Source organism: Vibrio sp. OY15 (genome assembly GCF_000742455.1).
In the GTDB taxonomy this organism is placed as follows: Bacteria; Pseudomonadota; Gammaproteobacteria; order Enterobacterales; family Vibrionaceae; genus Vibrio; species Vibrio alginolyticus.
Genome location: NZ_JPIL01000001.1, coordinates 124,883 through 148,455 on the forward strand (window position 1 = coordinate 124,883; position 23,573 = coordinate 148,455).

Annotated in this window: 22 protein-coding genes and 1 tRNA gene; 18 read left to right on the forward strand and 5 right to left on the reverse strand. The window is 44.1% G+C overall.

Features of this window, described 5'->3' with window-relative positions; all coding sequences use genetic code 11:
- The first annotated feature begins 103 nt into the window (after window positions 1-103).
- The 12 genes from ybgC (at window position 104) to IJ23_RS00575 (ending at window position 10,071) form a co-directional block, all read left to right on the forward strand.
- Window positions 104-523, forward strand: coding sequence for a tol-pal system-associated acyl-CoA thioesterase (gene ybgC / locus IJ23_RS00520; RefSeq protein ID WP_017820044.1), 420 nt, complete (start codon window positions 104-106; stop codon window positions 521-523).
- Window positions 513-1,211 (forward strand): protein TolQ, encoded by a 699-nt coding sequence (tolQ, locus tag IJ23_RS00525; RefSeq protein ID WP_005378301.1) that lies wholly within the window; start codon window positions 513-515, stop codon window positions 1,209-1,211. Before ybgC ends, tolQ begins: the two co-directional genes overlap by 11 nt.
- A gap of 3 nt (window positions 1,212-1,214) precedes the next feature.
- Complete coding sequence (locus IJ23_RS00530; protein WP_005378298.1) at window positions 1,215-1,658, forward strand: ExbD/TolR family protein; 444 nt, start codon at window positions 1,215-1,217, stop codon at window positions 1,656-1,658.
- Between the two features lie 13 nt (window positions 1,659-1,671).
- On the forward strand, window positions 1,672-2,739 hold the full coding sequence (gene tolA, locus IJ23_RS00535) for a cell envelope integrity protein TolA (RefSeq protein ID WP_017820045.1): 1,068 nt from the start codon (window positions 1,672-1,674) through the stop codon (window positions 2,737-2,739).
- 12 nt (window positions 2,740-2,751) lie between these two features.
- Window positions 2,752-4,104 carry a Tol-Pal system beta propeller repeat protein TolB gene (tolB, locus tag IJ23_RS00540; protein ID WP_005387925.1) on the forward strand — a complete coding sequence of 451 codons (1,353 nt, stop codon included), beginning with the start codon at window positions 2,752-2,754 and terminating at the stop codon, window positions 4,102-4,104.
- A 30-nt stretch (window positions 4,105-4,134) separates the two neighbouring features.
- Complete coding sequence (pal, locus tag IJ23_RS00545) at window positions 4,135-4,659, forward strand: peptidoglycan-associated lipoprotein Pal (RefSeq protein WP_005378293.1); 525 nt, start codon at window positions 4,135-4,137, stop codon at window positions 4,657-4,659.
- Between the two features lie 15 nt (window positions 4,660-4,674).
- Window positions 4,675-5,427, forward strand: coding sequence for a tol-pal system protein YbgF (gene ybgF, locus IJ23_RS00550; RefSeq protein ID WP_005378285.1), 753 nt, complete (start codon window positions 4,675-4,677; stop codon window positions 5,425-5,427).
- A gap of 251 nt (window positions 5,428-5,678) precedes the next feature.
- Window positions 5,679-6,740, forward strand: a complete 1,062-nt coding sequence (gene nadA / locus IJ23_RS00555) for a quinolinate synthase NadA (RefSeq protein ID WP_017820046.1) — start codon at window positions 5,679-5,681, stop codon at window positions 6,738-6,740.
- Between the two features lie 118 nt (window positions 6,741-6,858).
- Entirely contained in the window at window positions 6,859-7,902 is a 1,044-nt protein-coding gene (locus IJ23_RS00560; protein ID WP_017820047.1) for a potassium channel protein, read from the forward strand.
- Window positions 7,902-8,318, forward strand: a complete 417-nt coding sequence (locus IJ23_RS00565; protein WP_005378281.1) for a DUF350 domain-containing protein — start codon at window positions 7,902-7,904, stop codon at window positions 8,316-8,318. The genes IJ23_RS00560 and IJ23_RS00565 overlap by 1 nt, the downstream gene beginning before the upstream one ends.
- Window positions 8,319-8,326: 8 nt before the next feature.
- On the forward strand, window positions 8,327-8,896 hold the full coding sequence (locus tag IJ23_RS00570) for a DUF1190 domain-containing protein (RefSeq protein ID WP_025766906.1): 570 nt from the start codon (window positions 8,327-8,329) through the stop codon (window positions 8,894-8,896).
- A gap of 8 nt (window positions 8,897-8,904) precedes the next feature.
- Entirely contained in the window at window positions 8,905-10,071 is a 1,167-nt protein-coding gene (locus tag IJ23_RS00575; protein WP_033905056.1) for a glutathionylspermidine synthase family protein, read from the forward strand.
- 73 nt (window positions 10,072-10,144) lie between these two features.
- On the opposite strand, the gene IJ23_RS00580 is transcribed toward IJ23_RS00575, so the two are convergent.
- Entirely contained in the window at window positions 10,145-10,756 is a 612-nt protein-coding gene (locus IJ23_RS00580; protein WP_005378278.1) for a YecA/YgfB family protein, read from the reverse strand.
- A gap of 51 nt (window positions 10,757-10,807) precedes the next feature.
- On the opposite strand from IJ23_RS00580, the gene IJ23_RS00585 reads away from it, so the two are divergent.
- From IJ23_RS00585 to IJ23_RS00595, 3 genes are all read left to right on the forward strand, one after another.
- Entirely contained in the window at window positions 10,808-13,228 is a 2,421-nt protein-coding gene (locus tag IJ23_RS00585; RefSeq protein WP_033905057.1) for a hybrid sensor histidine kinase/response regulator, read from the forward strand.
- Window positions 13,229-13,730: 502 nt separating this feature from the next.
- Complete coding sequence (locus IJ23_RS00590) at window positions 13,731-14,180, forward strand: L-alanine exporter AlaE (protein ID WP_005378276.1); 450 nt, start codon at window positions 13,731-13,733, stop codon at window positions 14,178-14,180.
- 144 nt (window positions 14,181-14,324) lie between these two features.
- Window positions 14,325-14,412, forward strand: a tRNA-Ser gene (locus IJ23_RS00595).
- 273 nt (window positions 14,413-14,685) lie between these two features.
- Here IJ23_RS00595 and IJ23_RS25675 read toward each other — a convergent pair.
- From IJ23_RS25675 to IJ23_RS00605, 3 genes are all read right to left on the reverse strand, one after another.
- Window positions 14,686-14,814 carry a hypothetical protein gene (locus IJ23_RS25675; RefSeq protein WP_257789285.1) on the reverse strand — a complete coding sequence of 43 codons (129 nt, stop codon included), beginning with the start codon at window positions 14,812-14,814 and terminating at the stop codon, window positions 14,686-14,688.
- Between the two features lie 353 nt (window positions 14,815-15,167).
- The gene (locus IJ23_RS00600; RefSeq protein WP_033905058.1) at window positions 15,168-16,160 is read right to left on the reverse strand and encodes a cytochrome d ubiquinol oxidase subunit II; all 993 of its coding nucleotides are present in this window, start codon (window positions 16,158-16,160) and stop codon (window positions 15,168-15,170) included.
- 2 nt (window positions 16,161-16,162) lie between these two features.
- Entirely contained in the window at window positions 16,163-17,494 is a 1,332-nt protein-coding gene (locus IJ23_RS00605) for a cytochrome ubiquinol oxidase subunit I (RefSeq protein WP_033905059.1), read from the reverse strand.
- An 816-nt stretch (window positions 17,495-18,310) separates the two neighbouring features.
- On the opposite strand from IJ23_RS00605, the gene IJ23_RS00610 reads away from it, so the two are divergent.
- A complete protein-coding gene (locus tag IJ23_RS00610; RefSeq protein ID WP_033905060.1) occupies window positions 18,311-18,559 on the forward strand; it encodes a hypothetical protein in 249 nt (82 codons plus the stop codon).
- A gap of 5 nt (window positions 18,560-18,564) precedes the next feature.
- Here the strand turns inward: IJ23_RS00610 and IJ23_RS00615 are convergent, their stop codons facing one another.
- A complete protein-coding gene (locus tag IJ23_RS00615) occupies window positions 18,565-19,554 on the reverse strand; it encodes a Solitary outer membrane autotransporter beta-barrel domain (protein WP_033905062.1) in 990 nt (329 codons plus the stop codon).
- A gap of 773 nt (window positions 19,555-20,327) precedes the next feature.
- Between IJ23_RS00615 and IJ23_RS00625 the strand changes: the two genes are divergently transcribed.
- Window positions 20,328-21,965 carry a methyl-accepting chemotaxis protein gene (locus IJ23_RS00625; protein WP_033905064.1) on the forward strand — a complete coding sequence of 546 codons (1,638 nt, stop codon included), beginning with the start codon at window positions 20,328-20,330 and terminating at the stop codon, window positions 21,963-21,965.
- A gap of 466 nt (window positions 21,966-22,431) precedes the next feature.
- Window positions 22,432-23,571 (forward strand): efflux RND transporter periplasmic adaptor subunit, encoded by a 1,140-nt coding sequence (locus tag IJ23_RS00630; protein ID WP_033905065.1) that lies wholly within the window; start codon window positions 22,432-22,434, stop codon window positions 23,569-23,571.
- The last annotated feature ends 2 nt before the right edge of the window (window positions 23,572-23,573 follow it).

Below are 23,573 nucleotides of genomic sequence, written 5' to 3' on the forward strand. Positions count from 1 at the left end.
TATTTTTTCTACAAATTTCAAAAATATTTCCTTAGCTCGGTACCAATTGCTGTCGCTTCAGTTATAGTAATTACTTTAAAGAATTGAATATATTGGTACTCCCTTGCAAGGCACATCAAATCTCTTTCACTGGCCGATCACCGTGTACTATGAAGACACTGATGCGGGCGGTGTTGTATATCATTCTAATTATCTAAAATTCTTTGAGCGCGCACGGACAGAGATGTTACGTGCTAAAGGCATTTCTCAACATGTGTTACTGGAACAAAATATCGGCTTTGTTGTCCGACACATGGATATCGATTTCAACCAAGGGGCTAGGCTGGACGAGCATCTGACAGTCGTAACCCGAGTGTCAGAAATAAAACGTGCTTCTCTGCAATTCTGTCAAGAGTTGGTCAATGATCAAGGCAAGATATTGTGCAAGGCCTCGGTTAAGGTAGCATGTATCGATAATAAGAAAATGAAACCAATAGCTATTCCAACCTTTATAAATTCGGAGCTAACAAATAGTGACTGCTGATATTTCCATTTTAGATCTCTTTCTTCAGGCCAGTCTGTTGGTAAAGCTTGTGATGCTGACGTTGCTTGGCATGTCAATTGTGTCATGGGCAATGATCATCAAGCGCAGCAAAGTGCTTTCTCAAGCATCAAAAAATGCAGAGCAGTTTGAAGACAAATTTTGGTCGGGTACTGATCTTTCTCAGCTTTACCAAAAAGTAAAAGCGCGTAAAGACGAAATTGAAGGCACAGAAGAAATCTTCTACGCAGGTTTTACAGAGTTTGCTCGCCTACGTAAGAGCAACGCAAATTCACCAGCTTACATCATGGAAGGCACTGGCCGCGCAATGCGCGTTGCTGTTTCTCGTGAAGTAGATGAGCTAGAAACAAGCTTACCGTTTTTGGCAACAGTCGGTTCTATAAGCCCTTATATCGGCCTATTTGGTACCGTTTGGGGCATCATGCACGCCTTTATTGCGCTGGGTGAAGTAAAGCAAGCTACGTTGTCTATGGTTGCACCGGGTATCGCCGAGGCACTTATCGCGACAGCGATGGGGCTATTTGCGGCTATTCCGGCAGTAATGGCGTACAACCGCCTAAGCAATAAAGTGAGTAAACTAGAGCACACTTACGCAACATTTTCTGAAGAATTCCACAGCATCCTTCATCGTCAAGCGATGGCTGGCCGAGACAGCGCGGATAAGGAATAAAGCATGGCGGGTTATCAACCTAAAAAGCGAAAAATGACAGCGGAGATCAACGTTGTTCCGTATATCGACGTAATGCTCGTACTGTTGATCATTTTTATGGCGACCGCTCCATTTGTGACTCAAGGCGTCGACGTTGATCTTCCGAAAACATCGACCGCAGAATCTATGCAAGACCTTGCTGGCGAGACTGACAGTAGCTTTATTATCATCGAAATTGATAGCGAGGGTAATTTAGGCCTAAGCGTAAATGATGAAGAAGTTCAGCGAGGTTTGTCGTTGCAAGATGTTATTGTGCGAGTGAAAGCGGAGCGAGAGGTTAAGCCGGATTCACCAGTTGCGGTAGGTGGCGACGCGGCAACACCATATGCCGATGTTGTTCTATTGCTAGATGAACTAAGTCGAGCTGGTATCCCTAAGGTAGGTCTAATGACCGATATCAGGGAATAGACATCAATTATCTATGAAAGATCACAAGAAGAAACCCAACCAATACGCCAAACCGATAGCAATATCGGTTGGTTTGCATGCAATTCTAGTTGCAGCCCTGCTTTGGGGGACGGACTTCAACATGTCTAAACCAGAGCCTACAGGGCAAATGGTTCAAGCTGTTGTCATCGATCCAAAACTTGTGCAGCAACAAGCGAAAGAAATTCGCCAGCAACGCGAAAAGGCAGCGAAAAAAGAACAAGAGCGTCTTGATAAACTGAGACGCGAAGCAGAGCAGCTAGAAAAAAACCGCAAAGCTGAAGAAGAGCAAATTCGCAAGTTGAAAGAGCAGCAAGCGAAAGATGCTCAAGCGGCACGAGAAGCAGAAGCTGCACGTAAGAAAAAAGAGCAAGAGCGCAAGCAGGAAGAAGAACGTGTTCGCAAAGAAAAAGAGCGAGCTGCTAAGCTAGAAAAAGAGCGCAAGGCAAAAGAAGAAGCCGTGCGTAAAGCTGAGCAGGAGCGTTTAGCAAAAGAAGCGGCTATAGCAAAAGCTGAGCAAGAACGTTTAGCTCGTGAAAAAGCAGCAAAAGAAGCGGAAGAAAAAGCACGTCGTGAGCGTGAAGCTGCTGAAAAAGCTGAACAAGAGCGCATTGCAAAAGAGAAAGCGGCAAAAGAGGCAGCGGAGCGAGAGCGTAAAGCGAGAGAAGCAGCTGAGCGTGCCGAGCGTGAGCGTAAAGCTCAAGAAGCCGCGTTAGATGATATTTTTGCGGGTCTCGAGGATGAGGTCAGTAAAAACAGTGCTGCGCGCAATCAATTTATTGACGACGAACTTTCTCGTATGTCATCCATCTATACTCAAAATATTCAGCAAAAGCTGATTAAGGATGACTACTTGCTGGGAAAGGAGTGTAGGGTAAACATCAAATTGATTCCGACAGGAACTGATATGATGGTCTCTGGTGTTACCGTTTTGAGTGGTGATACTCGAGTATGTGCTGCGGCGAAGCGAGCAATAGCTCAGGTAGGGACGTTCCCTAAATCTTCAGAATCAGCGGTCAATGAAAGACTAAAAGACATCAACATAACTGTTGCTTTGGACTAAAAGGAATAAGACGTGATTAGACGCCTTTTACTAGGAATGTTTGTACTGTTTAGCAGTATGACAAATGTGGCGAATGCCGCATTAGAGTTGGTCATTACCGATGGTATTGATTCAGCACGACCAATTGCTGTTGTTCCGTTTAAGTGGGAGGGCACACAAGCGCTTCCAACGGATGTTTCTGCTGTTATCGCCTCGGATTTACAACGTAGTGGTAAATTTAGCCCAGTTCCAACGAGCAAAATGCCACAAACACCGTTCAGTGAATCAGAAGTTAATTTTGATGCTTGGACCAATTTAGGCGTGGATGCGCTATTGACTGGTTCAATCAAGCAAAACGACCAAGGTGACTACGTTATCAACTATCAACTTGTTGATATTGTGCGTGGTCAGTTAACGGGTGGGAAGAGTAAGGCGCTTGGTAGTGACGGTGAATTGGTTCTGTCAAAAGATCATGTGCTGTTCAATAAAGTAGCCACTGTTCAAGGGCCTCGTATGCGTGAGTACGCTCACCGTATCTCTGATTTGGTGTATGAGCAGTTGACTGGCGACCGTGGCGCTTTCATGACTCGTATCGCATATGTGGTAGTGAACGATAAAGACCGTTTCCCTTACCAACTTCGAGTCGCTGATTACGATGGCTACAATGAGCGTCTGGTTTTACGCTCTAAGCAACCATTAATGTCACCAGCGTGGTCACCAGATGGTAAAAAGCTTGCGTATGTTAGCTTCCAAAATGGCCAAGCAGAAATCTTCATAATGAACATCTACACCGGTGAACGTGAGAAAATTACTTCATACCCACGTCACAATGGTGCACCAAGATTTTCGCCTGATGGCAATAAGTTAGCGATTGTTCTTTCTAAAACAGGCTCGCTTCATGTTTATACGTTTGACCTTAACACTCGTAAACTGACGCAAATTACGCGTGGCAGATCAAATAATACGGAACCGTTCTGGCATCCGGATGGAAAATCGTTGATTTTCACATCGGATAGGGGTGGTAAACCACAGATTTATCAAGTAAATTTGGGCAGCGGTTCTATTGACCGTTTGACTTGGCAAGGCAGCCAAAATTTGGGTGGTCAGATTACTCCTGATGGGCGATTCCTAGTTATGGTGAACCGCAGCAACGCAGGATTTAATTTGGCGAAACAAGATTTGGAAACTGGTGCTCTTCAAGTCTTAACTAAGACCTTGCTTGATGAGTCTCCTAGTATTGCCCCAAACGGTGGCATGGTTGTGTATAGCTCGATTTACAACAAGAAAAACGTACTATCGATGGTGTCAATTGATGGTCGATTCAAAGCTAGATTACCGGCAACAAATGGGCGTGTTCGAGCGCCTGCATGGTCACCGTTTTTGTAGTAATAAGTTTGATTAATAAAGGAAAATAAGATGCAACTGAACAAGGTTCTAAAAGGGCTACTAATCGCGCTTCCTGTAATGGCTGTTACAGCGTGTAGTTCAAGCGACGACGCTGCTTCTAACACTGGTGCAGCAACAAACAACAATGGCGCAGTGGAAACAACAGTAGCTACGCCAATTGATCAAAGCGGTCAGTTGACAGAGCAAGAGCTAAAAGAGCAAGCGCTACGTGAAACTCAAACAATCTACTTTGCTTTTGACAACTCAACAATTGCAGCAGATTACGAAGAGATGCTAGCGGCTCACGCTTCTTACCTAAGCAAGAACCCAGCACTTAACGTAACTATCGAAGGTCACGCTGATGAGCGCGGTACACCTGAGTACAACATTGCTCTAGGTGAGCGTCGTGCACAAGCAGTAGCGAACTACCTACAAGCACTAGGTGTTCAAGCTGACCAAATCTCAATCGTTAGCTACGGTGAAGAGAAGCCACTTCTTCTAGGTCAATCAGATGAAGTTTACGCTAAGAACCGTCGCGCGGTTCTAGTATACTAATTCGAGGTAATCCTCATGTTCAGTAACACTAAGCGCGCTGTTGCGCTTACGTTACTGGCAAGTGCAGCGAACTTTGCGTTCGCTGCACCAGCTCCAGTATCCGATCTCAACAGCACATCATCCGTCTCTAAGAGCCGTTCATCTGAAACGGAAGTAGAACGTCTAGAACGTTTGCTACAAAATCGCAATCGCGTTCAGCTCCAAATGCAACAGCAAATTGACCAAATGTCACAAGAGATCAGTGAATTGCGTGGTCAATTAGAGCGAAATAGCTACGAAATGAAACAAATGTTGCAACGTCAACGTGAGTTGTTTGTCGAGCTGGATCGTGTTCGTGGAGAGATAAAATCCACACCTGCACAAGAAGCACAACCTGTGAAAACAGGTGGCCAGTACACTCCAAATGTTGATGAGCAAACGGCATATCAGAATGCAGTTGACCTCATTCTCAAAAAGCGTGATTACACTGGCGCAATTGCAGCGTTCCAGCAGTTCCAGAAAGATTATCCTGATTCTACATATTCAGCGAATTCTCACTACTGGTTAGGTCAGTTGTACTTCGCTAAAAAGCAGGATGAGGATGCAGTGAAAAGTTTTGCCGCTGTTGTGTCTTATAAAGACTCCAACAAGCGAGCCGATGCGTTGCTTAAGTTAGGCGAAATCGCTGAGCGTAATAACAATGCAGCTCAAGCGAAAAAGTACTACCAACAAGTGGTTGATGAATACCCAGGTAGTGCATCTGCAAAACTTGCCAGCTCTAAGCTGTAAGACGTTATGTTTTGAAAAGGAAGCCTCGGCTTCCTTTTTCTTTTCCATTTTCTGTTGGTGCAGAACGGCTAAGTCGATAGCAATGATGCAGAGCCTCTGACCTTGTGTTGCACCGAATTTCGCTACTCGGAAATGCTACCTGTAACAAAGATATACGGCTAGACCGCTAGAAATCCCCGCGACAAGTTGGTTTTTGAAAATTAACGAGGTTACAATACTCGGATTAAAGGAAGTTGCGTAGAGCAAGAGCAATGAGCCATATATTAGATAAAATCGACACTGTTTACCCATTCCCACCGAAACCAGTTCCATTAAGCGAAGAAGAAAAAGCATCTTACATTGAGCGTATTAAAAAGTTACTCAAAGAAAAAGATGCGGTACTTATCGCACACTATTATACCGACCCTGAGATTCAAGCCCTAGCTGAAGACACTGGCGGGTTTGTTGGTGACTCGTTGGAAATGGCGAAGTTTGGTAATCGTCACCCTGCAAGTACATTGATTATTGGTGGTGTTCGCTTTATGGGCGAGTCGGCCAAAATTCTGACACCAGAAAAGCGCATTCTAATGCCAACGTTGGAAGCGGAATGTTCGCTTGACCTTGGCTGTCCTGCGGATAAGTTCAGCGAGTTTTGTGATGCTCACCCTGATCATACGGTTGTAGTTTACGCAAATACTTCAGCAGCGGTTAAAGCCCGTGCCGACTGGGTCGTTACATCGAGCATTGCGCTTGAAATCGTGGAACACTTAGACGCTGAAGATAAGCCAATTATTTGGGGACCAGACCGTCACCTAGGATCGTACATCGCTAACAAAACTGGCGCAGATATGCTGCTTTGGCAGGGTGAGTGTGTGGTTCATGATGAGTTCTCTGCTGATGCGCTACGAAAAATGAAGAGCGTGTATCCAGATGCGGCTATTTTGGTTCACCCTGAGTCACCAGCAAGCGTCGTAGAACTTGCCGATGCCGTTGGATCAACGAGTCAGCTGATCAAAGCAGCGAAAGAGCTTCCTCACAAACAAATGATCGTTGCGACAGACAAAGGCATTTTCTTTAAAATGCAGCAACTTGTGCCAGAGAAAGAACTTATCGAAGCGCCAACCGCAGGTGCAGGCGCAACATGTCGCAGCTGTGCACACTGTCCTTGGATGGCAATGAACGGTTTGAAAGCAATTGAGAAAGCGCTTAGTGAAGGTGGTGAAGAGCACGAAATTTTTGTTGATGAAGCGCTACGTGTGAAATCACTTATCCCACTGAACCGCATGCTAGATTTTGCTGAGCAGCTAAATATGCAAGTGAAAGGTAATGCTTAAAAAGTAGGCGTAACTGAAAGTAAATCTCAAAAACCAGCCGAATATGGCTGGTTTTTTTGTGTCTTACTATCAATGAGTTACTATTGATGCAATCAATGAATATCGAGGTCATAAATTTATGGCGGTGTGGTTAGTAGTTAAAAAGTGGCTTAGTTCCCACCTTTTTAAATTGAGCAACCGAAGCCTTCTCATCTTTAGTGGCTTATATGTGAGCCTTTCATGGTGGCTGCTGGTTCTCGCTGGTGAAACAGCATTAACAGACAGTTTCGCTAACTTTATCTATTACCTCATGGTTACGGCGAGTACGGTGGGTTATGGCGACCATTCTCCAGTAACAGATATGGGTAAATGGGTTGTCGTACTATTTGTAATCCCCGGCGGTTTGAGCTTATTCGCCGCATTATTGGGGCGTGTCGCTGGAGCAGCGATGGACTATTGGCGAGCGGGTATTTTAGGAAAACGGAGAGTAAGAGTGGAAAACCATATTGTATTGTTGGGCTGGAATGGATCGAGAACGATGCACCTTATTCGCATGTTACAACATGAAGAAGAGGGAAAGCGCCCGATTGTTTTATGCAGCCGTTCAGAAATAGAGAACCCGTTACCTGGCGAAATCAGTTTTATCAAAGTGACCAGTTATACCGATTCGCAAGAGATGAAAAACGCCAATATTGCCGAAGCCGCTTGCATTATTGTGGATAATCTCTCGGACGACATTACCTTGTCAGCCGCTCTATACTGCGCATCTGTAAACCCTTCCGCTCATTTGGTCGCTTACTTTAAAGATGAAGCGCTAGGCCGACTTCTAAGTCAGCATTGCCCGAAAGCGGAATGCATACCTGCTGTTGGCGCAGAAATGTTGGCAAAAGCGGCGGTTGACCCGGGCTCAAGTGCGCTTCATCAGGAGCTTTTGGCTTCAACACGAGGTATGACGCAATACTCAGTTATTTATCCTGAGGGGCAGTCTGCCACCACTATTGAGAATCTCTTCGTTTTTCTCAAAAGACGCCATCATGCCACGCTGATTGCTTTTGATATTGGCGATGGTATTCAACTCAACCCAGATTTAGATGCTGAAGTACCCGCGAGTACCAAGCTGTTTTACATTGCAGATGAACGTATTGAAGATTTTGCCTGGAAAGAAATGAACAAGGAACAATAATGCACATGATTGCCGGCCTGTTAGCAGGCTTCCCAAACTTTTTACTCTATTTCTCTGTTTCTATTATTTTTGTATTGGCGTTTAAGTTCATCTACGTCAAGTTGACGCCATACGATGAGTGGCATCTGATTAAAGAAAAACAAAATACAGCAGCAGCGATTGCGCTAAGTGGGGCTTTCCTTGGTTACTGCCTCGCGATTTCGGGGGCGGCAAAAAACTCAGTCAATATCGTCGATTTTATGGTTTGGGGCGTTGTCGCAATGCTTGCTCAAATTATCGCATTTGCAATTGTACGCTTTATTTTACTTCCGAAAGTGGCAGAGCGTATCGAAAAAGATGAACTGCCAGCCGGTATCGTATTAGCAGCAGTTTCTGTTTCGGTCGGCGTATTGAATGCCGCTTGCATGACTTACTAGGAGGAACGATGAAGCGGAGTTCTAACGTTAAACGTTCTTCCATGGACAAAAGCTTAAAGCTTGGGAAAATTCTTCCCTTTGCTGCCTTTGGTGGTATTTTCTTCTTTGCTACGTACGAGTCAAAAACAGAAGGGTACATTTTTTCTGATGCCGATGAGTGTAAATCTAACTCGCCTGAGTTTAGTGAACAGTGTGACATTGCATACCAAGAAGCTTTAGCTCGTGCCGAACAAAATGCCCCTCGCTACCGCAGCGAGTTCGAATGCGAGAATGATTTCTACGAGGATGATTGTTACTACAGTTCCAGTTCCCGAGCTTATGTACCTAACTTTGGCGGTTTTTTTTACAGTCGCTCATTAAGCGGGTTGAAAGGTTATAACAAGAGCTATTACTCAGAGCCGATGTACCGTTATAAATCCAAATTCTATAATGGAGCAGGACAATTCTTTGGCTCCTACCGAAATCAGCCGACCAAAGTCGCGACGAATAGCCTTAACAAACGTGGTGGCGGCACCATTGGCAGGGCGATGTCTCGAGGCGGGTTTGGTAAAGCGGTGTCGGTCAGTCGAGGCGGTTAAAAAGCACTATGTTTCGACGAGAAATACAAGAGCGCGAAAACTGGCGTGAATTAGCACGCCAGTTTGGTTTTGGTTTCCATACCATGTATGACCAACCGTATTGGGATGAGAGTGCTTACTATCAATTCACGCTGGAGCAAATTGAGCGCGATATAGAAGCGCCCACTGAAGAGCTGCATCAGATGTGCCTGGCTATTGTGGATGAAGTCGTTCGGAGTGAGCGGTTGCTGACGCAATGTGCGATCCCTGAATCTATGTGGGAGCAGGTCGCTTCTTCATGGAGACGAAGCGAACCTTCGCTTTATTCGCGGCTGGATTTCGCGTACAACGGGACCTCGCCAGCAAAATTACTGGAAAACAATGCGGATACGCCAACCAGCTTGTTTGAAACTGGCTTTTGGCAGTGGGTGTGGCTAGAAGATGTTGTAAATAAAGGTCGAGTTCACCAGAGCGCGGATCAATTCAATATTCTTCAAGACTTTTTGATCGAGCGCTTTGCCGAAATAGCAAAATACCAACCAGGACAAACACTTCACTTTAGCTGCTGCAAGTACACTGAAGAAGATAAAGGGACTGTCCAGTATTTAGAGGATTGCGCGCGAGAGGCAGGGTTAGCAACGGCATTCGTGCATGTCGAAGATATTGGAGTGACGGAAGATGGTCTGTTTGTGGATGCTGACGACAGAGCGATTCGTTGGATGTTTAAGCTTTACCCTTGGGAGTTTATGTTTGAAGAGGAATATGCGAAGTACTTAGCGACTGCGAACGTAAACTGGTTAGAACCGATGTGGAAGTCGATTCTATCCAATAAAGCACTTTTACCGTTATTGTGGGAGCGCTTTCCTAACCACCCGAACCTTTTGCCCGCTTATTTTGCTAACGATTCAAAAGCGAACACTATGAGAGATTATGTCATCAAGCCACTATTTTCTCGAGAGGGCGCGAACATCGAGATCGTCATCGATGGAAAACGTTTTGTTAAAACGTCAGGGCCTTATGAATCTCAATTCAATATCGTCCAGCAATACCATCCACTACCTAAGTTTGGGCAAAACCATACGTTAATTGGCAGTTGGTTGGTCAATGATAGAGCTGCCGGTATTTCGATTAGGGAAGACAGTAGCTTAGTGACTCAAGATATGGCGCGGTATATTCCACATGTAATTTTAACATGATCAAAAAAGCTCTCCATTTGGAGAGCTTTTTGTCTATTCAGCCGTTCAATCTTGATGGTCGACAGCGTTGCGTCTATTGTTCTTCAGCTAATGCAACACCGCGCTGGGTAAGACCACATAACATCACTGGCATTGCATTGAAGATTTCCTCAAACTGCTCTAAGCCTTCCATACCTTGTTCGGCCAATGTTTCAATGGTCGTTTCTGGGTCGTAAAGCATAGTAAGAGAAAGTAAAACACCACCGAGTAGGGCATTATCTTCGCTATCCTCAGGCATCAACGTTTCCCAGTCATCACGCGCAAGTTGCCAGCCTTGTAATACACCTTCACAGAAATCGCGAGCCTGACTTGTTACAATGTCTTGCTCATCTAGCGCGCACCCTGCAGGCCACTGCCAAGTGCCTTCTAGGAGAGCGGGACGAGTTTGGTTCCACATTTGTACAATCTCGTCAATGTATTGCTCTAGTTGCTCACCGTCAGTAAATGGCGCTGTTTCTTCTCCACCCCATAAGAATGGCAACCACTCTTGAGGCATTAATACGTTTGGCGCTGCAGCCATCGCTGTTACAAAGCCTTGAGTTTTTGCTAGGTTTAGTAGTTTACCGTCAAGTTCTGGGAGAGAAAGGATGTCTTGTAGTTTCAAAATAGAATACCATTTGTTAATGGGCTGGTTGATTGCGCTCATCTTACCAATCAATTAGTGATAAATCGATATTAGGGAATGATTCACACATCTATGGAAATTCGCTCATCACTTAGAAAAAAAAGCATTCTCGCCCTAACACTTTACCTGTGCTTCTTTATCGCCACTATCGGTTCTGTCGCCTATTTGGTTGTTGAGCCACCGGTTAGACAAAAGCTAGAGCAAAACCTAGAGTTACGTACCCAACTCCTGGCTCTTGAGATAAAAGAGCCCCTCCTCAGTTCTACAGGTGTATTGAGCAGCTTAGTAGGGCTAGCCCAAGGGACTGAAAATATTCAATCTCTCAACACAATAATTCCACATATACTTCAATTGAGTGACAAGATGCTTGTTAGTGGTGGCGTATGGCCTAAACCCGAACTCAAAGCAGAACAATGGAGATATAAAAGTCTATTCTTCAATAAAAACAGTGATAGTGGTATTGACCAAATTCACTCCTACAATAACCCCGAATCTGGCGGTTATGATAATGAACCCTGGTATGTCGCTGCCGCCGATGCTCCGGTAGGTTCTGTTAGTTGGTCTACGGTTTACATCGACACCTTTACTCAGGTCCAGATGATTACCGCATCTTCTCCATATTACCAAAACGGTCGATTCGCTGGAGTTGTAACGGTAGACCTATCACTAGATGCACTTTTTCAGTTTATTCGAGAGCACACGAACCAGCATTCTTTGGGGGTAGTGGTTCGCGATGCTGACTCAAACGTGATTATTGAACACAACTTTCAACTGACGGACGAAATTTATGTCAGCGAGCTTGATTTCGGAGAGTTCGACTGGCGCATGGAAGTTGTCAACGCAAAAGCTAAAGTCGCCGATCAAGTGTTTGAACAAGTGATGAGCGTTGAGGGGAGGATCATTCCATTTTTGCTCTTGTGTGTCTTGGTCGGTTACTACTTACTGAATCGCTATATTGTTGAACCAATTGTTCGCATTGCCGCTAAGATTGATGACTCGAAAACTGGTGGGATCATAGATATTGACTACGATAGCGATGACGAAATCGGACAGCTTATCGAGAAGTTCAATGAAAAGACGATCTATTTAGAGCAGGAGAGAATAAAAGCTCAGGCTTCGACAAACGCTAAAACGGCATTCTTAGCCACATTGTCCCACGAGATTCGCACACCAATGAACGGTGTACTAGGAACTGCCCAGATACTGTTAAAAACACCACTTACCGATGAGCAGCGTAAGCACCTGAGAACACTTTATGATTCAGGTGATCACATGATGACATTACTCAATGAGATTTTAGATTACTCAAAAATTGAACAAGGGCATGTTGAGTTTGAAAATAAGCCTTTCCCAATTGAGTCGATTATCGGCAGTATCAAGAGTGTTTATCAAACTCTATGTGCAGAAAAAGGTCTTCGCTTTAGAGTAGTCTCGCATTTACCAACGGGTCGTTGGTACAACAATGACAAAGCCCGTTTGCGTCAAGTACTGTTCAATCTACTCAATAACGCTGTTAAGTTCACCGATCGTGGCATCGTAGAGGTAGAGCTAGCCGAGAAATCGAGTAAGGCAGGCACCAAGCTGATACTAAAGGTAAAAGATACAGGAATTGGTATTTCAAAAGAGGCACAAAAACGCATTTTTCGTCCTTTTGAGCAAGCGGAGTCATCAACGACTAGGCGGTTTGGTGGTACAGGGCTTGGTTTAGCAATAGTCAAAGAAATCGCGGAACATATGGGTGGGCAAGTGGTTGTAGAGAGTCAGGAGGACGCTGGAACGACTTTTACTGTCGAAATTGCCCTTACACCTTGCAAGCCAGGTAAAGTAGAGTCAATCAATACACATAAATTGAACTGTAAAGGGTTGAAAGCACTCATTGTTGAAGACAACCGAACAAATGCGATCATTATGGAAACTTTCCTCCGAGCCAAGGGCTTTGAGTGCACAAGTGTCGAAAATGGTCAGCTTGCAGTCGATGAGGTTGCGATCAAACCATTTGATTTGATACTGATGGATAATCATATGCCTGTTCTAGATGGCGTTGGGGCCATATCAGCCATTCGAGCAATGAGTTCACCTGCTAAGTCGGTACTGATTTTTGGCTGTACAGCGGATGTGTTCAAAGAAACACAAGAGCGTATGATTAATGTAGGAGCAGATCACATAATAGCGAAACCAATAGTGGAGTCTGAATTAAATGATGCACTGTATCTTCATGCGACACAGTTATATCAGTACCAATCGGACTTTGATGGAAATGCAGCAGATAGCTTTAATGCTGAAAAGTGGTTACTCAACTTCTATGTCGCTCTAGATAATGGACATCTTAATGAAGCACTTGAGGCTATTTCAGCGATCATTGCGGAGGCTCCCCTTGAACTCAGTGACGACGTTTCTTCAGTCGCTGAACGGATAAGAAGTAACTTAAAGCGTCAGCAATCCCCAGACCAAGATGATATCGATACATTAACGATTTTGCTGGCCTCACCATAACTGAATCAATATGGCGCAACTGTGAATTGTTCTTACTATTCATACGTCATCCAGCTTCGTGACAAACTCTTCTAACCTGCAATGAACAGGCTTGCAGTTTTACTTTTACGAGTAAAGCAGCAAGACCTTCTACTGTGATTATATCGGTAATACTCTGAATTTTCGCAGCTTGGTAGCATAAGCTATAGGAGTGACTGTTTACAGTCCGAGTTTTGTTCTAACTTTACGCCAAAATAATTATCGTAACCCCTTTTTATGTAAGTGAAATCCGTGTTTTTGTACCATTTTTACGTAATTTTAGGCGTTTTTACTCGCCATTGGTGAAAAAAACTACTTTTACTTTAAAAGTTGGTTATAAATTTACAACTTAATTTTAAATACAGAACCATAAGCTAGTTTTTGTGTGTTCTAATTGCATCATTAGCTGGCTTGATGTCTTTTTAGTGGTTAATAGTTTTATTATTTTTATTAATTGCAGTGTTTGATTTTAAGGGTTTTGTAAATGAAGTCTCGTGGACCATTTTGTATTCGTCACGCCGCAGCGGATACCTTTGCTATGGTTGTTTTTTGCTTTATCACAGGGATGATTGTCGAGATTTTGATTTCAGGGATGACATTTGAGCAATCTCTAGCATCGCGTACGCTATCGATTCCAGTGAATATCGCTATTGCTTGGCCGTATGGGGTTTTTCGTGATTGGGTGCTGCATCAAGGTAGTAAGGTGTCACCGTCTTCCTTTATGAAAAACATCTCCGATCTGGTCGCTTATGTACTATTTCAATCTCCAGTTTATGCGGGTATCTTATTCGCAGTTGGCGCGTCTACAGATCAAATTGTGACCGCAGTGGCAAGTAACGCTGTTATTTCTTGTGGCATGGGTGTGTTGTATGGGTACTTCTTGGATATGTGCCGCCGTTGGTTCCGTGTTCCCGGTTATTCTCAAAGCATGTAAATGCCCCAGTTTTGCTCAATTTAGTTACTTAGTGAGCAATCGATTCGAAAAGGGCGCTTTTTTTTATGTTTAGCCTTGACCATCAGGCACATAATCATTAAATTAGCGCCTCGTTAGCCAATGATGCTAACCAAAATTTGATTCGGTGAGTTGTCCGAGTGGCTGAAGGAGCACGCCTGGAAAGTGTGTATACGGCAACGTATCGAGAGTTCGAATCTCTCACTCACCGCCACATTCTAAAAGGTCTGATTTATCAGGCCTTTTTTCATATCTGCACTAAAGTAATGCGTCATTGAAAGTACATAAGAGTACTCAGAGTGCAAACGCAACTCTATCTACAAGCCAACTGTTCATATCTCACCTCGATACAACGCCAAAATTGAAGAAGCTATACAGAGGCAGCCATAATCTGATTGGTGCGGGTTAGCCCATCCGCTTTAATCTAGAATTTAGCACCCATATCACATGAGGTATGAATACGGCCACAAGAATGAACGTATTGCTACTAGATGCTAAGCAAAACAGCCATGAACACGAATACAACAGCAATCATAACAAAGAGATCTGTGTTTGGATTGAGGTCATCTGGGTTAAATTTTTCAATGCTTTGCGTCGTTTCGCATCGTATCTTCATGTTCTTGTCCTTATTTCATGTACTATTTCAACAGCAACATAACATGCAATTGAGTGTTCACAAGTCATAAAAAAGCATAAGTATACTTGCACCTCATTGAGCGCAAAAAAAATACTCAAAGCGTTTTAAAGTGGCGGTCTACCTTTTGTAACATCAAATGTTCTTTCTGTTTTTGTGCCTGTATCGCTATAGTTGAGAAACGGTTATCTCGTTCTAGTTAGGAACAAACTACTGGCTGCCGCTACATTCTCTCAGCGTTCCCACTCAGTCGCCTTGGGTAGATACTTTAGTCGTTGAGTACTGCAAAAAAAACGCCGCATGAGCAGCGGCGCTTTGTTGAGGAATTCCCTTTCCTACTTGTAGCTAAGTTCTGTCGCTTTGCCTTTGAAGATCCGGTATACCACAAAGGTGTAAAGCAATATCACCGGCATAACAATCATCACACCGTAGCCCACGATTATTAACGTCGCAGGCGAGGAGGCAGCTTGTTGTGCGGTCATTAATCCCGGCACAACTTCTGGGAAGAAGCTATACGCAAGCCCGAGAAAGCTCAACGCGAAAATGACGGTGACACCAAAGAAAGGCCAGCGCACACCCAGATCATTCACCATTGGAACCTGACGCAAATAGCGATCAACTAGGAAGATGGTTGCCAATACAATTAACGGAACTGGGGCAAGCAACAAGATTTCTGGGAAGCTGAACCAACGCAAGGCAACTTGTTGATTTACAATTGGGTTTACAACGCTAACCACCAAGATTCCTAAGGCTGCTAACCAACCAGCACGGCGAGACCAACGGGCCGAGCGTATTTGCAAATCACCTTCCGTTTTTAGTACTAACCATGCGCCACCGATGTAAACGTACGCCGCCGCTACACAAAGTGCGCTTAACCAAGCAAAGCCAAATGCTTCGGTTGATTGTTCAAATCCCATGATGTAACGACCCACCATGTAACCCTGAGTTAGTGCGGTGATTAGCGAGCCAATTCTGAAGCACCAATCCCAATGAGGTTTATGATCCGAGTTCGCTTTGGCTCGGAAATCGAACGCCACGCCACGCATTATCAGTGCGATAAGCATGATGGCGGTCGGCATATAGAGCTCCGTTAAAATCAAACTGTGAGCGGTAGGAAAGGCAATCAACAAAATACCAACGGCTAACACCAGCCACGTTTCGTTCGCGTCCCAGAAAGGGCCGATAGAGGCTATCATTCGGTCACGTTGCGCTTCATTATCACTTGGTAAAAGGATACCGACGCCAAGGTCGTAGCCGTCGAGCACGGCATACATAAAGACCGAGAAGCCAAGCAGCAGAAGATAAATTTCTGGTAGATAGTTGAGCATGATTAGGCCTCTTGTTGTGTCAGTGGGACTTCATGGGCTGCAACGTCTTTGCGCGCCAAATAGAATAGGGTATGGATGTACGCAACCAGCAATGCAGCATAAATGGCTAAGTACATAATGAGCGAAGTCATCACGCTACTGCTCGCAACCGTGGTGACGGCTTCGGATGTTCGCAATACACCGCTGACCAACCAAGGTTGTCGACCAATCTCAGTAACATACCAACCCGCCAGTGTGGCTATCCAACCAGAGAACGTCATGGCTAATACCGTGTACAGGTAAGGTTTAGGTAGCGCTTTTTTGCGTGCTAGCTTCACCGCGCCATACCAGCTAACCAGCAGCATAAGGACACCTACACCAACCATCACGCGGAAGCCAAAGAACAAGGGCTTGACTGGCGGGTGGTCAGGCGCAAACTCGTTGAGGCCTTGGATTTCTCCGTCTAAGTCATGAGTAAGAATCAAACTCGCTAACTTCGGGATGCCCACTTCAAAATCATTGCTACGAGTTTCTTTATTTGGCATCGCAAACAGTAGAAGAGGCGCACCTTGCTCGGTCTCCCACACACCTTCCATCGCTGCAATTTTTGCAGGTTGATGTTCAAGCGTGTTTAACCCGTGAAGGTCACCGACAAAGATTTGTACCGGGATGAACCCAGCCGCCGCGAACAGCGCGACTTTTAGGCCAAGTTTGGCTGAGCGGTGATCTGGCTTTTTCATTATTTGATAAGCTGAGATACCCGCAATCAAGAAGCTGGCAGTCAGCGCCGATGCTAATAGCGTGTGCAGAAGACGGTAAGGTAAAGAAGGATTGAAAATAACTTCCTTCCAACTGGTTACATGAACAATGCCGTCAATCACTTCATAGCCACTTGGTGTGTGCATCCAGCTGTTAAGCACTAGAATCCAAAATGCGGACATACTTGTCCCAACAGCAACCAGAACGGTGGCGAGAGTATGAACCCATTCCGGTACGCGTCCTCGTCCAAAAAGCATTACACCCAGGAAGGTGGCTTCCATAAAGAAGGCGGTCATCACTTCGTATCCGAGCAATGGTCCAGCTACGTTTCCGACTCGTTCCATAAAGCCTGGCCAGTTGGTACCAAACTGGAAACTCATCGTAATGCCGGATACCACACCCAAGGCGAAAGTGAGAGCGAATATCTTGACCCAGAAGTAATAAACATCGAGCCATACGGGGGCTTGTGTGCGGTTATATCGCCACTTGAAAAACACCAACATCCATGCCAACGCGATGGTGATGGTCGGGAAGAGAATGTGAAAGCTGATATTGGCCGCGAACTGGATCCGCGACAGCATGAGGGTATCTAACATCTTGGTTCCTCAAAAACGTGCCATACTAAAAATCGTGTCTATCTGTAATTTAGTTACGAAAAGTCGGGCAGTTTGGATTTATGTATCGAGAAATACAGGTGATTCTGTTTTCTTCTAACAATGATTTATATCAACTAAGACAAAGAAAGGAGTGTAGGAAATTGTCTCAAAATGCCACTAATAGTCGCGAGAAGTGAGTAAAAGAAAGCAAATGTAACTGAAGGAGCATGGAATAAGATTAGTTCGAATTATCCTTATGATGGTTTCGATAATCCTGAAATAAAATTACAGAAACAATATTTTTAGTAAGGAAATTTGCCTTGCCTTCACTTTGAACCTCCATACTATTTATACACTAGTCATGTCGAGATCATCTCAAACACAGCAAGCTTACTGACAGTTAAGGTGGGAAACTTTAGCTAATTGATAAACTTAAAATTGCACCGCTAATGACATATGCATCATAAGTTTGTTAGGACTCGACCAGAAGTGCGATAGGCTACATTTTTATACTAGCGAACGATTTAAAGCTAGGTAATTCGGCTTTCACTAGATCAGCAAGTCGACTGCGGACCATTTTCGATTCCTGATGAGTTTCAATCCAAACTGACACTTACTTTTCAGCAAGTGTGCTAGTGTCTTTCTTGTTATTTATTAAATAATTAATAAATGCCGATATGGTAAAGAGAGTTGTGGACAGCTATCTCGAGCAGTAGACTGACGCTAGCCAGAGAGTCTGACTTTGAGGGGGGCATTCTACATGAATCTTGGATTCTGCCACCGCAAAGCTGATATTGAATTTGATGGAGATGGATAATGAACGACAGTTGGGCTAATTTCTTTCCTTACTTTGCTGGAGCTTTTAAGCTTATTGTATTAGGGATAGGAGCCTACTTAGCCATTAAATGGCATTTTGACGAAGAGCGAAGGGTAAGAGAAGCGGAAGGTGTGGTGTTTGATAACCCAAGTCTCATGAAAAAGTTTGCGAAGACGCTAACTCTGCCATTCCTTTTGTGTCTTCTCGTTCTTCTTGTTATATATGCTACCAACAGGTTCCTGTACTGACGGCTTTATTGTTTGTTGTAGTAAAGTTGAATGCTGCCACCTCTGAGAGTCGAGCCGTAGTTGAAGTTAACGCCTATGCCGAAATTGTCCAACCAATCAAAGGGCTTTGGTGCATAAAATAGCCATCCTATAGAAGCTTCGTAGTAATGCGGACTTCCAAGTTCGTCGCTTAAATCATGCGAAAGGTCGACTCTTTTAATCCCAGTAAATAAAGCTTGCTCACCGTGATAAATATTGTAGTAACCGGTGATTTCATTAGATAGGTACCAACCTTTAGGGTTGCCTATATTGCCGTTATTTGCGCTTCCCCAGCTGTGCCCAATGAATGAATTCAATGTCGAACTGGCATGCCATTTCCCCCAACTTGTGGGAGACGTGTATTTGGCTTTGATGGATGGTTGAACTATTGCCGCCCATGCTGAAACGTTAACGGCACGGCCGTCTAGGATTCTTCCAATGATGGAGGAAAGTTTATTATCGGTAGAGAATGAGTTTTCATAACGCATAAGGTGAGTCGTCGTTCTGGTGCTAAGGGTGACGTTTTCACTTGCTTTGTATCGATACCCATAACCAATCGATGCACCGTATGTCCTTTCCTTGAGAAGATCCTTACTTGTGCCGAATAGTTTGAGATCATTCTCTGTTTGTATCGTAAATGCCTTAAACGACAGCTCATGTAAATCCTCGCTGCCCTCTATGTCAAAGTTAGTCGTGTAAGGGAGAACATATACGGATTTGCTTCGACGTTCATTGATTGACTCGTCAGTCCCGAACTCTGGGTTGGCGGTATCAAATAATGCATTCGGATCAAAGTCGCCAATACCAAACGCAATTGCGTCAGTATCGGACAGCAACACCGCGATAGAAAAACGTTGTTGGAGAAGGTTGCTAATTTCCTTATCTAGTGGATCCGCTTGAGCAGTGTGAGGAAGTGAGAGTAGGAGAGTGAGCGAAACGACTCGCCACTCCACTGAGGCGAAGTTGGGTTGGAACATTTTGGCTCTTTCAAATGGTTCATGCATGGAGTTTTTGGACGTACCGGTACGCTAACATTAGTTTAATCGTTGAATGGTCGGTGTAACTTTGAGAAATCTATGTTTTCTCATATTGATATGAAAAAGTTCCTTAAACGAGTTTAGCTTCAATGTGTATGCTGCACCAGATTTGTTTAGCAACATCATTCTTTTCTGAAGATGTAGCAAAACTTTGTGACTAGGTTGCATTATTTTCTTGAATGCGTCTCTTGAGAGGAAAATAGCAAACTTTTTTATTGCCTTGGCGCTCAAGAAAATCTGAATCGTTCACTGTGCTACAGGTTACTTCGAAAACTTGTAAGCACCCTGTCTGCCAACATCACGACTAACATCATCAAGGATTACCCTTAAATACGTCAGATAAACAATGGTTTTTTTGAGCTTTAGAAGAAATGTTCGGACTTTTGCATATTCCGCGGAGGTGCTCAATCCAAGAACTGTGTTTTGTATGTGTTCTCAGTAAATCATTGAGTCGATCTATTCTTCAAAATGTGGTCCCTTTTAATTCACTTTCTGTTACATATTTTTCGTTTTGAAAGAGCATTTTAATTTGCATCTTTTGAAAAGATCTCTTTGTTAAATTTTGTATAAAATCAACTAATTGTTGAAATTAGAACCCTTGTCAAAAAGTCATTAGATTTCATGTTGAATAGCCTCTTTTACCTAATAGTATACTCTATTTGTTTGATATAATTTCCGGCAGTTTGTATACCATAAATAAAGAGAGTCTATTCATGTTCCAGAACTTAACGATCAAGCAGAAGATAGTGATTCCGCTGTCATTGATTATTGGATTGTTTATTGTGAGCTCTGTATTAAACGTTATGACAAGTTGGAAGCAATCTGAATTGAGTGAGACACTCAACGAACAGATCGTGCCGAACTTATTAACGATTGAGGATGCTTACCGCGATCTTTACCAAGCTACATCTGCAATCCAAGGTGTTGCTCTTTCTGATACTCAAACCGATATTGATCACCACATCGGTGAATACAAAGACAACGCATACAAAGCGCTGCCGCGTATGGAACAAATGATTGAGCTATCGCAAGCCGGTGTGACGCCTTCTACACATGGTAATGAAGTTCGAACGCTTGTCTCTTTGGGTGAAAAATGGTTAGCAAGTTATGAGGCGATGCTACGTTTACCTCAATCTCAATGGCGTGGTTACTACAATGAGCACAAACATACCTTTGAAGACCAATTTATCGAGGTTAGAGCGCAGCTTAACGTTGTAAAAGATGCAATAGAAGAAAAGCAAAGCCAATTGAAGGACGAAATATCAGCGGCTGCAACAAGAGCAGAACTCATTCTTGAGGCTGGCATTGTGATTGTTATTTTTGCCGCTATCGCGATGGCTTTTTTGTTGTTACAAACGGTTGTGAAGCCTATCAATGATATTAAAAATGCGATGACAGAAATTGCGTCCGGTGAAGGTGATCTAAGTCAGCGAATCGATGTAAAAACACAAGACGAAATTGGCAATTTAGCAGACGCATTTAACCAGTTTGTGTCCAAAATTCAAATGACAGTCGCTCAGGTAATTGAAAGCTCAAATACCTTACGTAACGAAATGGCAAATCTTAGCTCGTTGACCACGACCATCGCGAACTCGACCGTTTCTCAGCAAAAAGATAGCGAGGCGGTAGCGGCGGCAGTGCATGAAATGCAAGTCACCAGCAGAAATGTAAGCGATAGCGCTAACGAAGCTGCGGTTGCGAGCCAAACAGCGAATGATGAACTTACCAATACCAATGTTATTTTGGATCAAACGGTTAGCTCAATTCGCAGCCTCGCAAGTGAAATCGAAAGCGCAAGCCACGTCATTAACACATTGGATCATGATGTGAGTAACATTGCGTCCGTACTGGATGTAATTCGTGGTATTGCCGAGCAAACAAACTTATTAGCGCTTAACGCAGCCATTGAAGCGGCTCGCGCTGGAGAGCAAGGGCGAGGCTTTGCTGTGGTAGCGGACGAGGTTCGTTCTTTAGCCAGTCGTACGCAACAGAGTACGGGAGAAATCCAAACCATGATTGAAAAGCTACAATCTGGTGCAGGACAAGCTGTAGAAGTGATGCGCGGTAGCCAAAATAGCAGTGATGAAACGATCAAGTCCGCTGGCCGAGCGAGTGAATCCCTTTCTGAAATCTTGAACGCGATTTCACGTATGAACGAGATGAATACACACATTGCAACGGCTGCGAGCCAGCAAAGTACAGTAAGTGACGAAGTAAATAGCAACGTACAAGGCATTGCAGACAGTAGCACTTCAATTGTGGAAATCGTAAACCAAGCGCAAGCTTCTTTAGCCATGTTGTCAGAGCAAACTCAACGTTTAGATCATCAGGTCAGTCAGTTCAAAGTATAAGCTTGAGAACAGCAATCTCACTGACGAAATAACCCGCTTCTTAGCGGGTTATTTTTTAGATAAGTGGCGAACCTGACTTGTGAAATTTCGACTATATTTACATTCCTTTCTCACTTTAGTTCGTATACCAGAGTGGGCAAATAACCCTAGACAGCGGTAACAAACTCTGTACAGCGTGATGATGCTTTTATCATCACTTTTGCTGCTTTTTAACCATTGCAATTGCACACAGGAAAATGTGATTTCCAACCCAAAATCTTCAAATTTGAGAACTTCATAACACCTTTACCATAAACGTTTTTCGTAAGCGTATAGAACTGTAAATTTTGTTGTATGTACAACACTGGGTATTTATCATCCTAATTAATTTGTTCTGGATATACATCCATTAGTCATTATTAAGTCATTCTAGAAGCTTTTAATAAGGAATCTTGAAGGCTTGTCGGTAGATAAGAGAGAAAAATTCATGAGACGTAAAACCACGCTATCTCTGCTGATTGCGTCGAGCCTTTTTGTGGTTGGATGTCAACCTAGCGAAGAAGGATCGAGCCAAGGTGGGGGGCCTGCGCCCGTAACCGAAGTAGAAGTGTTAACAGTGCAGCCAACGCGCCAAGCATTGACAGTAGAGTTGCCGGGTCGTAGCCGAGCATTCAAAGAAGCAGAAGTTCGTCCGCAAGTTACTGGCATTATTTCGGAACGAAATTTTGTTGAAGGTGGATTTGTTGAACAAGGACAGTCGCTATATCAAATTGATGATTCGTCATTTCAGGCGGATTTGCTGAGCGCTGAAGCGGAATTAATCCGTGCGCAAGCTGCGGCAGAGTCGACCTATGCCACGGTGAAGCGTTACAGAACCTTGATCACCAAAAAATCCATCAGCCAACAAGACTTGGATGAAGCAGAAGCGGCATACAAAGAAGCGAAAGCGCAGGTCCTAGTCGCAAAAGCCAAGATCAACACAGCAAAAATCAACTTAGATTATACGCAAGTCAAAGCTCCGATTAGCGGGGTGATCGGTAAATCGAGTGTGACAGCGGGTGCGTTGGTTACGGCTAACCAAGCTGCCAAATTAGCGACCATTCAGCAGCTTGACCCTATCAATGTTGATATTGTGCAATCATCCGCGCAACTGCTGCGTTTGAAAGCATCACTCTCCCAAGGCCATATGCAAGAAGATGATTCTGCGCAAGTTACATTGATGCTTGAAGATGGCAGCACTTACGAACACAAAGGCACAATGAAATTTACTGAGGTCAATGTGAACGAAAGTACGGGCAGCGTGACGCTTCGTGCCGAATTCCCAAACCCTGACGGTTTGTTGCTACCTGGAATGTTTGTTCGTGCGACGGTCATTACTGGTGTCGACCCTGATGCGATTCTAATACCACAAAATACGGTATCTCGTGATGCGACAGGTAAAGCGACAGTGATGACGGTTAATGGCGAGAACAAAGTGGAAGCGAAACCAGTGAAGACAGCTGAAGCGATCAATAGCCAATGGCGCATTATTGATGGTTTGAACGCGGGTGATAAAGTCATTACCGCCGGTTTACAAAAGGTAGGGCCAGGCAGTTCGGTAACTATCCAAAACGGTGAACAGGAGTAATC

What these genes read in the sequence shown, in the direction of transcription:
- IJ23_RS00530 (WP_005378298.1), top strand. Translation starts at nt 1,215, where the DNA reads ATGGCGGGTTATCAACCTAAAAAGCGAAAAATGACAGCGGAGATCAAC.
- tolA (WP_017820045.1), top strand. Translation starts at nt 1,672, where the DNA reads ATGAAAGATCACAAGAAGAAACCCAACCAATACGCCAAACCGATAGCA.
- pal (WP_005378293.1), top strand. Translation starts at nt 4,135, where the DNA reads ATGCAACTGAACAAGGTTCTAAAAGGGCTACTAATCGCGCTTCCTGTA.
- ybgF (WP_005378285.1), top strand. Translation starts at nt 4,675, where the DNA reads ATGTTCAGTAACACTAAGCGCGCTGTTGCGCTTACGTTACTGGCAAGT.
- nadA (WP_017820046.1), top strand. Translation starts at nt 5,679, where the DNA reads ATGAGCCATATATTAGATAAAATCGACACTGTTTACCCATTCCCACCG.
- IJ23_RS00560 (WP_017820047.1), top strand. Translation starts at nt 6,859, where the DNA reads ATGGCGGTGTGGTTAGTAGTTAAAAAGTGGCTTAGTTCCCACCTTTTT.
- IJ23_RS00565 (WP_005378281.1), top strand. Translation starts at nt 7,902, where the DNA reads ATGCACATGATTGCCGGCCTGTTAGCAGGCTTCCCAAACTTTTTACTC.
- IJ23_RS00570 (WP_025766906.1), top strand. Translation starts at nt 8,327, where the DNA reads ATGAAGCGGAGTTCTAACGTTAAACGTTCTTCCATGGACAAAAGCTTA.
- IJ23_RS00575 (WP_033905056.1), top strand. Translation starts at nt 8,905, where the DNA reads ATGTTTCGACGAGAAATACAAGAGCGCGAAAACTGGCGTGAATTAGCA.
- IJ23_RS00580 (WP_005378278.1), bottom strand. Translation starts at nt 10,756, where the DNA reads ATGAGCGCAATCAACCAGCCCATTAACAAATGGTATTCTATTTTGAAA.
- IJ23_RS00585 (WP_033905057.1), top strand. Translation starts at nt 10,808, where the DNA reads ATGGAAATTCGCTCATCACTTAGAAAAAAAAGCATTCTCGCCCTAACA.
- IJ23_RS00590 (WP_005378276.1), top strand. Translation starts at nt 13,731, where the DNA reads ATGAAGTCTCGTGGACCATTTTGTATTCGTCACGCCGCAGCGGATACC.
- IJ23_RS25675 (WP_257789285.1), bottom strand. Translation starts at nt 14,814, where the DNA reads ATGAAGATACGATGCGAAACGACGCAAAGCATTGAAAAATTTAACCCA.
- IJ23_RS00600 (WP_033905058.1), bottom strand. Translation starts at nt 16,160, where the DNA reads ATGCTCAACTATCTACCAGAAATTTATCTTCTGCTGCTTGGCTTCTCG.
- IJ23_RS00605 (WP_033905059.1), bottom strand. Translation starts at nt 17,494, where the DNA reads ATGTTAGATACCCTCATGCTGTCGCGGATCCAGTTCGCGGCCAATATC.
- IJ23_RS00610 (WP_033905060.1), top strand. Translation starts at nt 18,311, where the DNA reads ATGAACGACAGTTGGGCTAATTTCTTTCCTTACTTTGCTGGAGCTTTT.
- IJ23_RS00615 (WP_033905062.1), bottom strand. Translation starts at nt 19,554, where the DNA reads ATGTTCCAACCCAACTTCGCCTCAGTGGAGTGGCGAGTCGTTTCGCTC.
- IJ23_RS00625 (WP_033905064.1), top strand. Translation starts at nt 20,328, where the DNA reads ATGTTCCAGAACTTAACGATCAAGCAGAAGATAGTGATTCCGCTGTCA.
- IJ23_RS00630 (WP_033905065.1), top strand. Translation starts at nt 22,432, where the DNA reads ATGAGACGTAAAACCACGCTATCTCTGCTGATTGCGTCGAGCCTTTTT.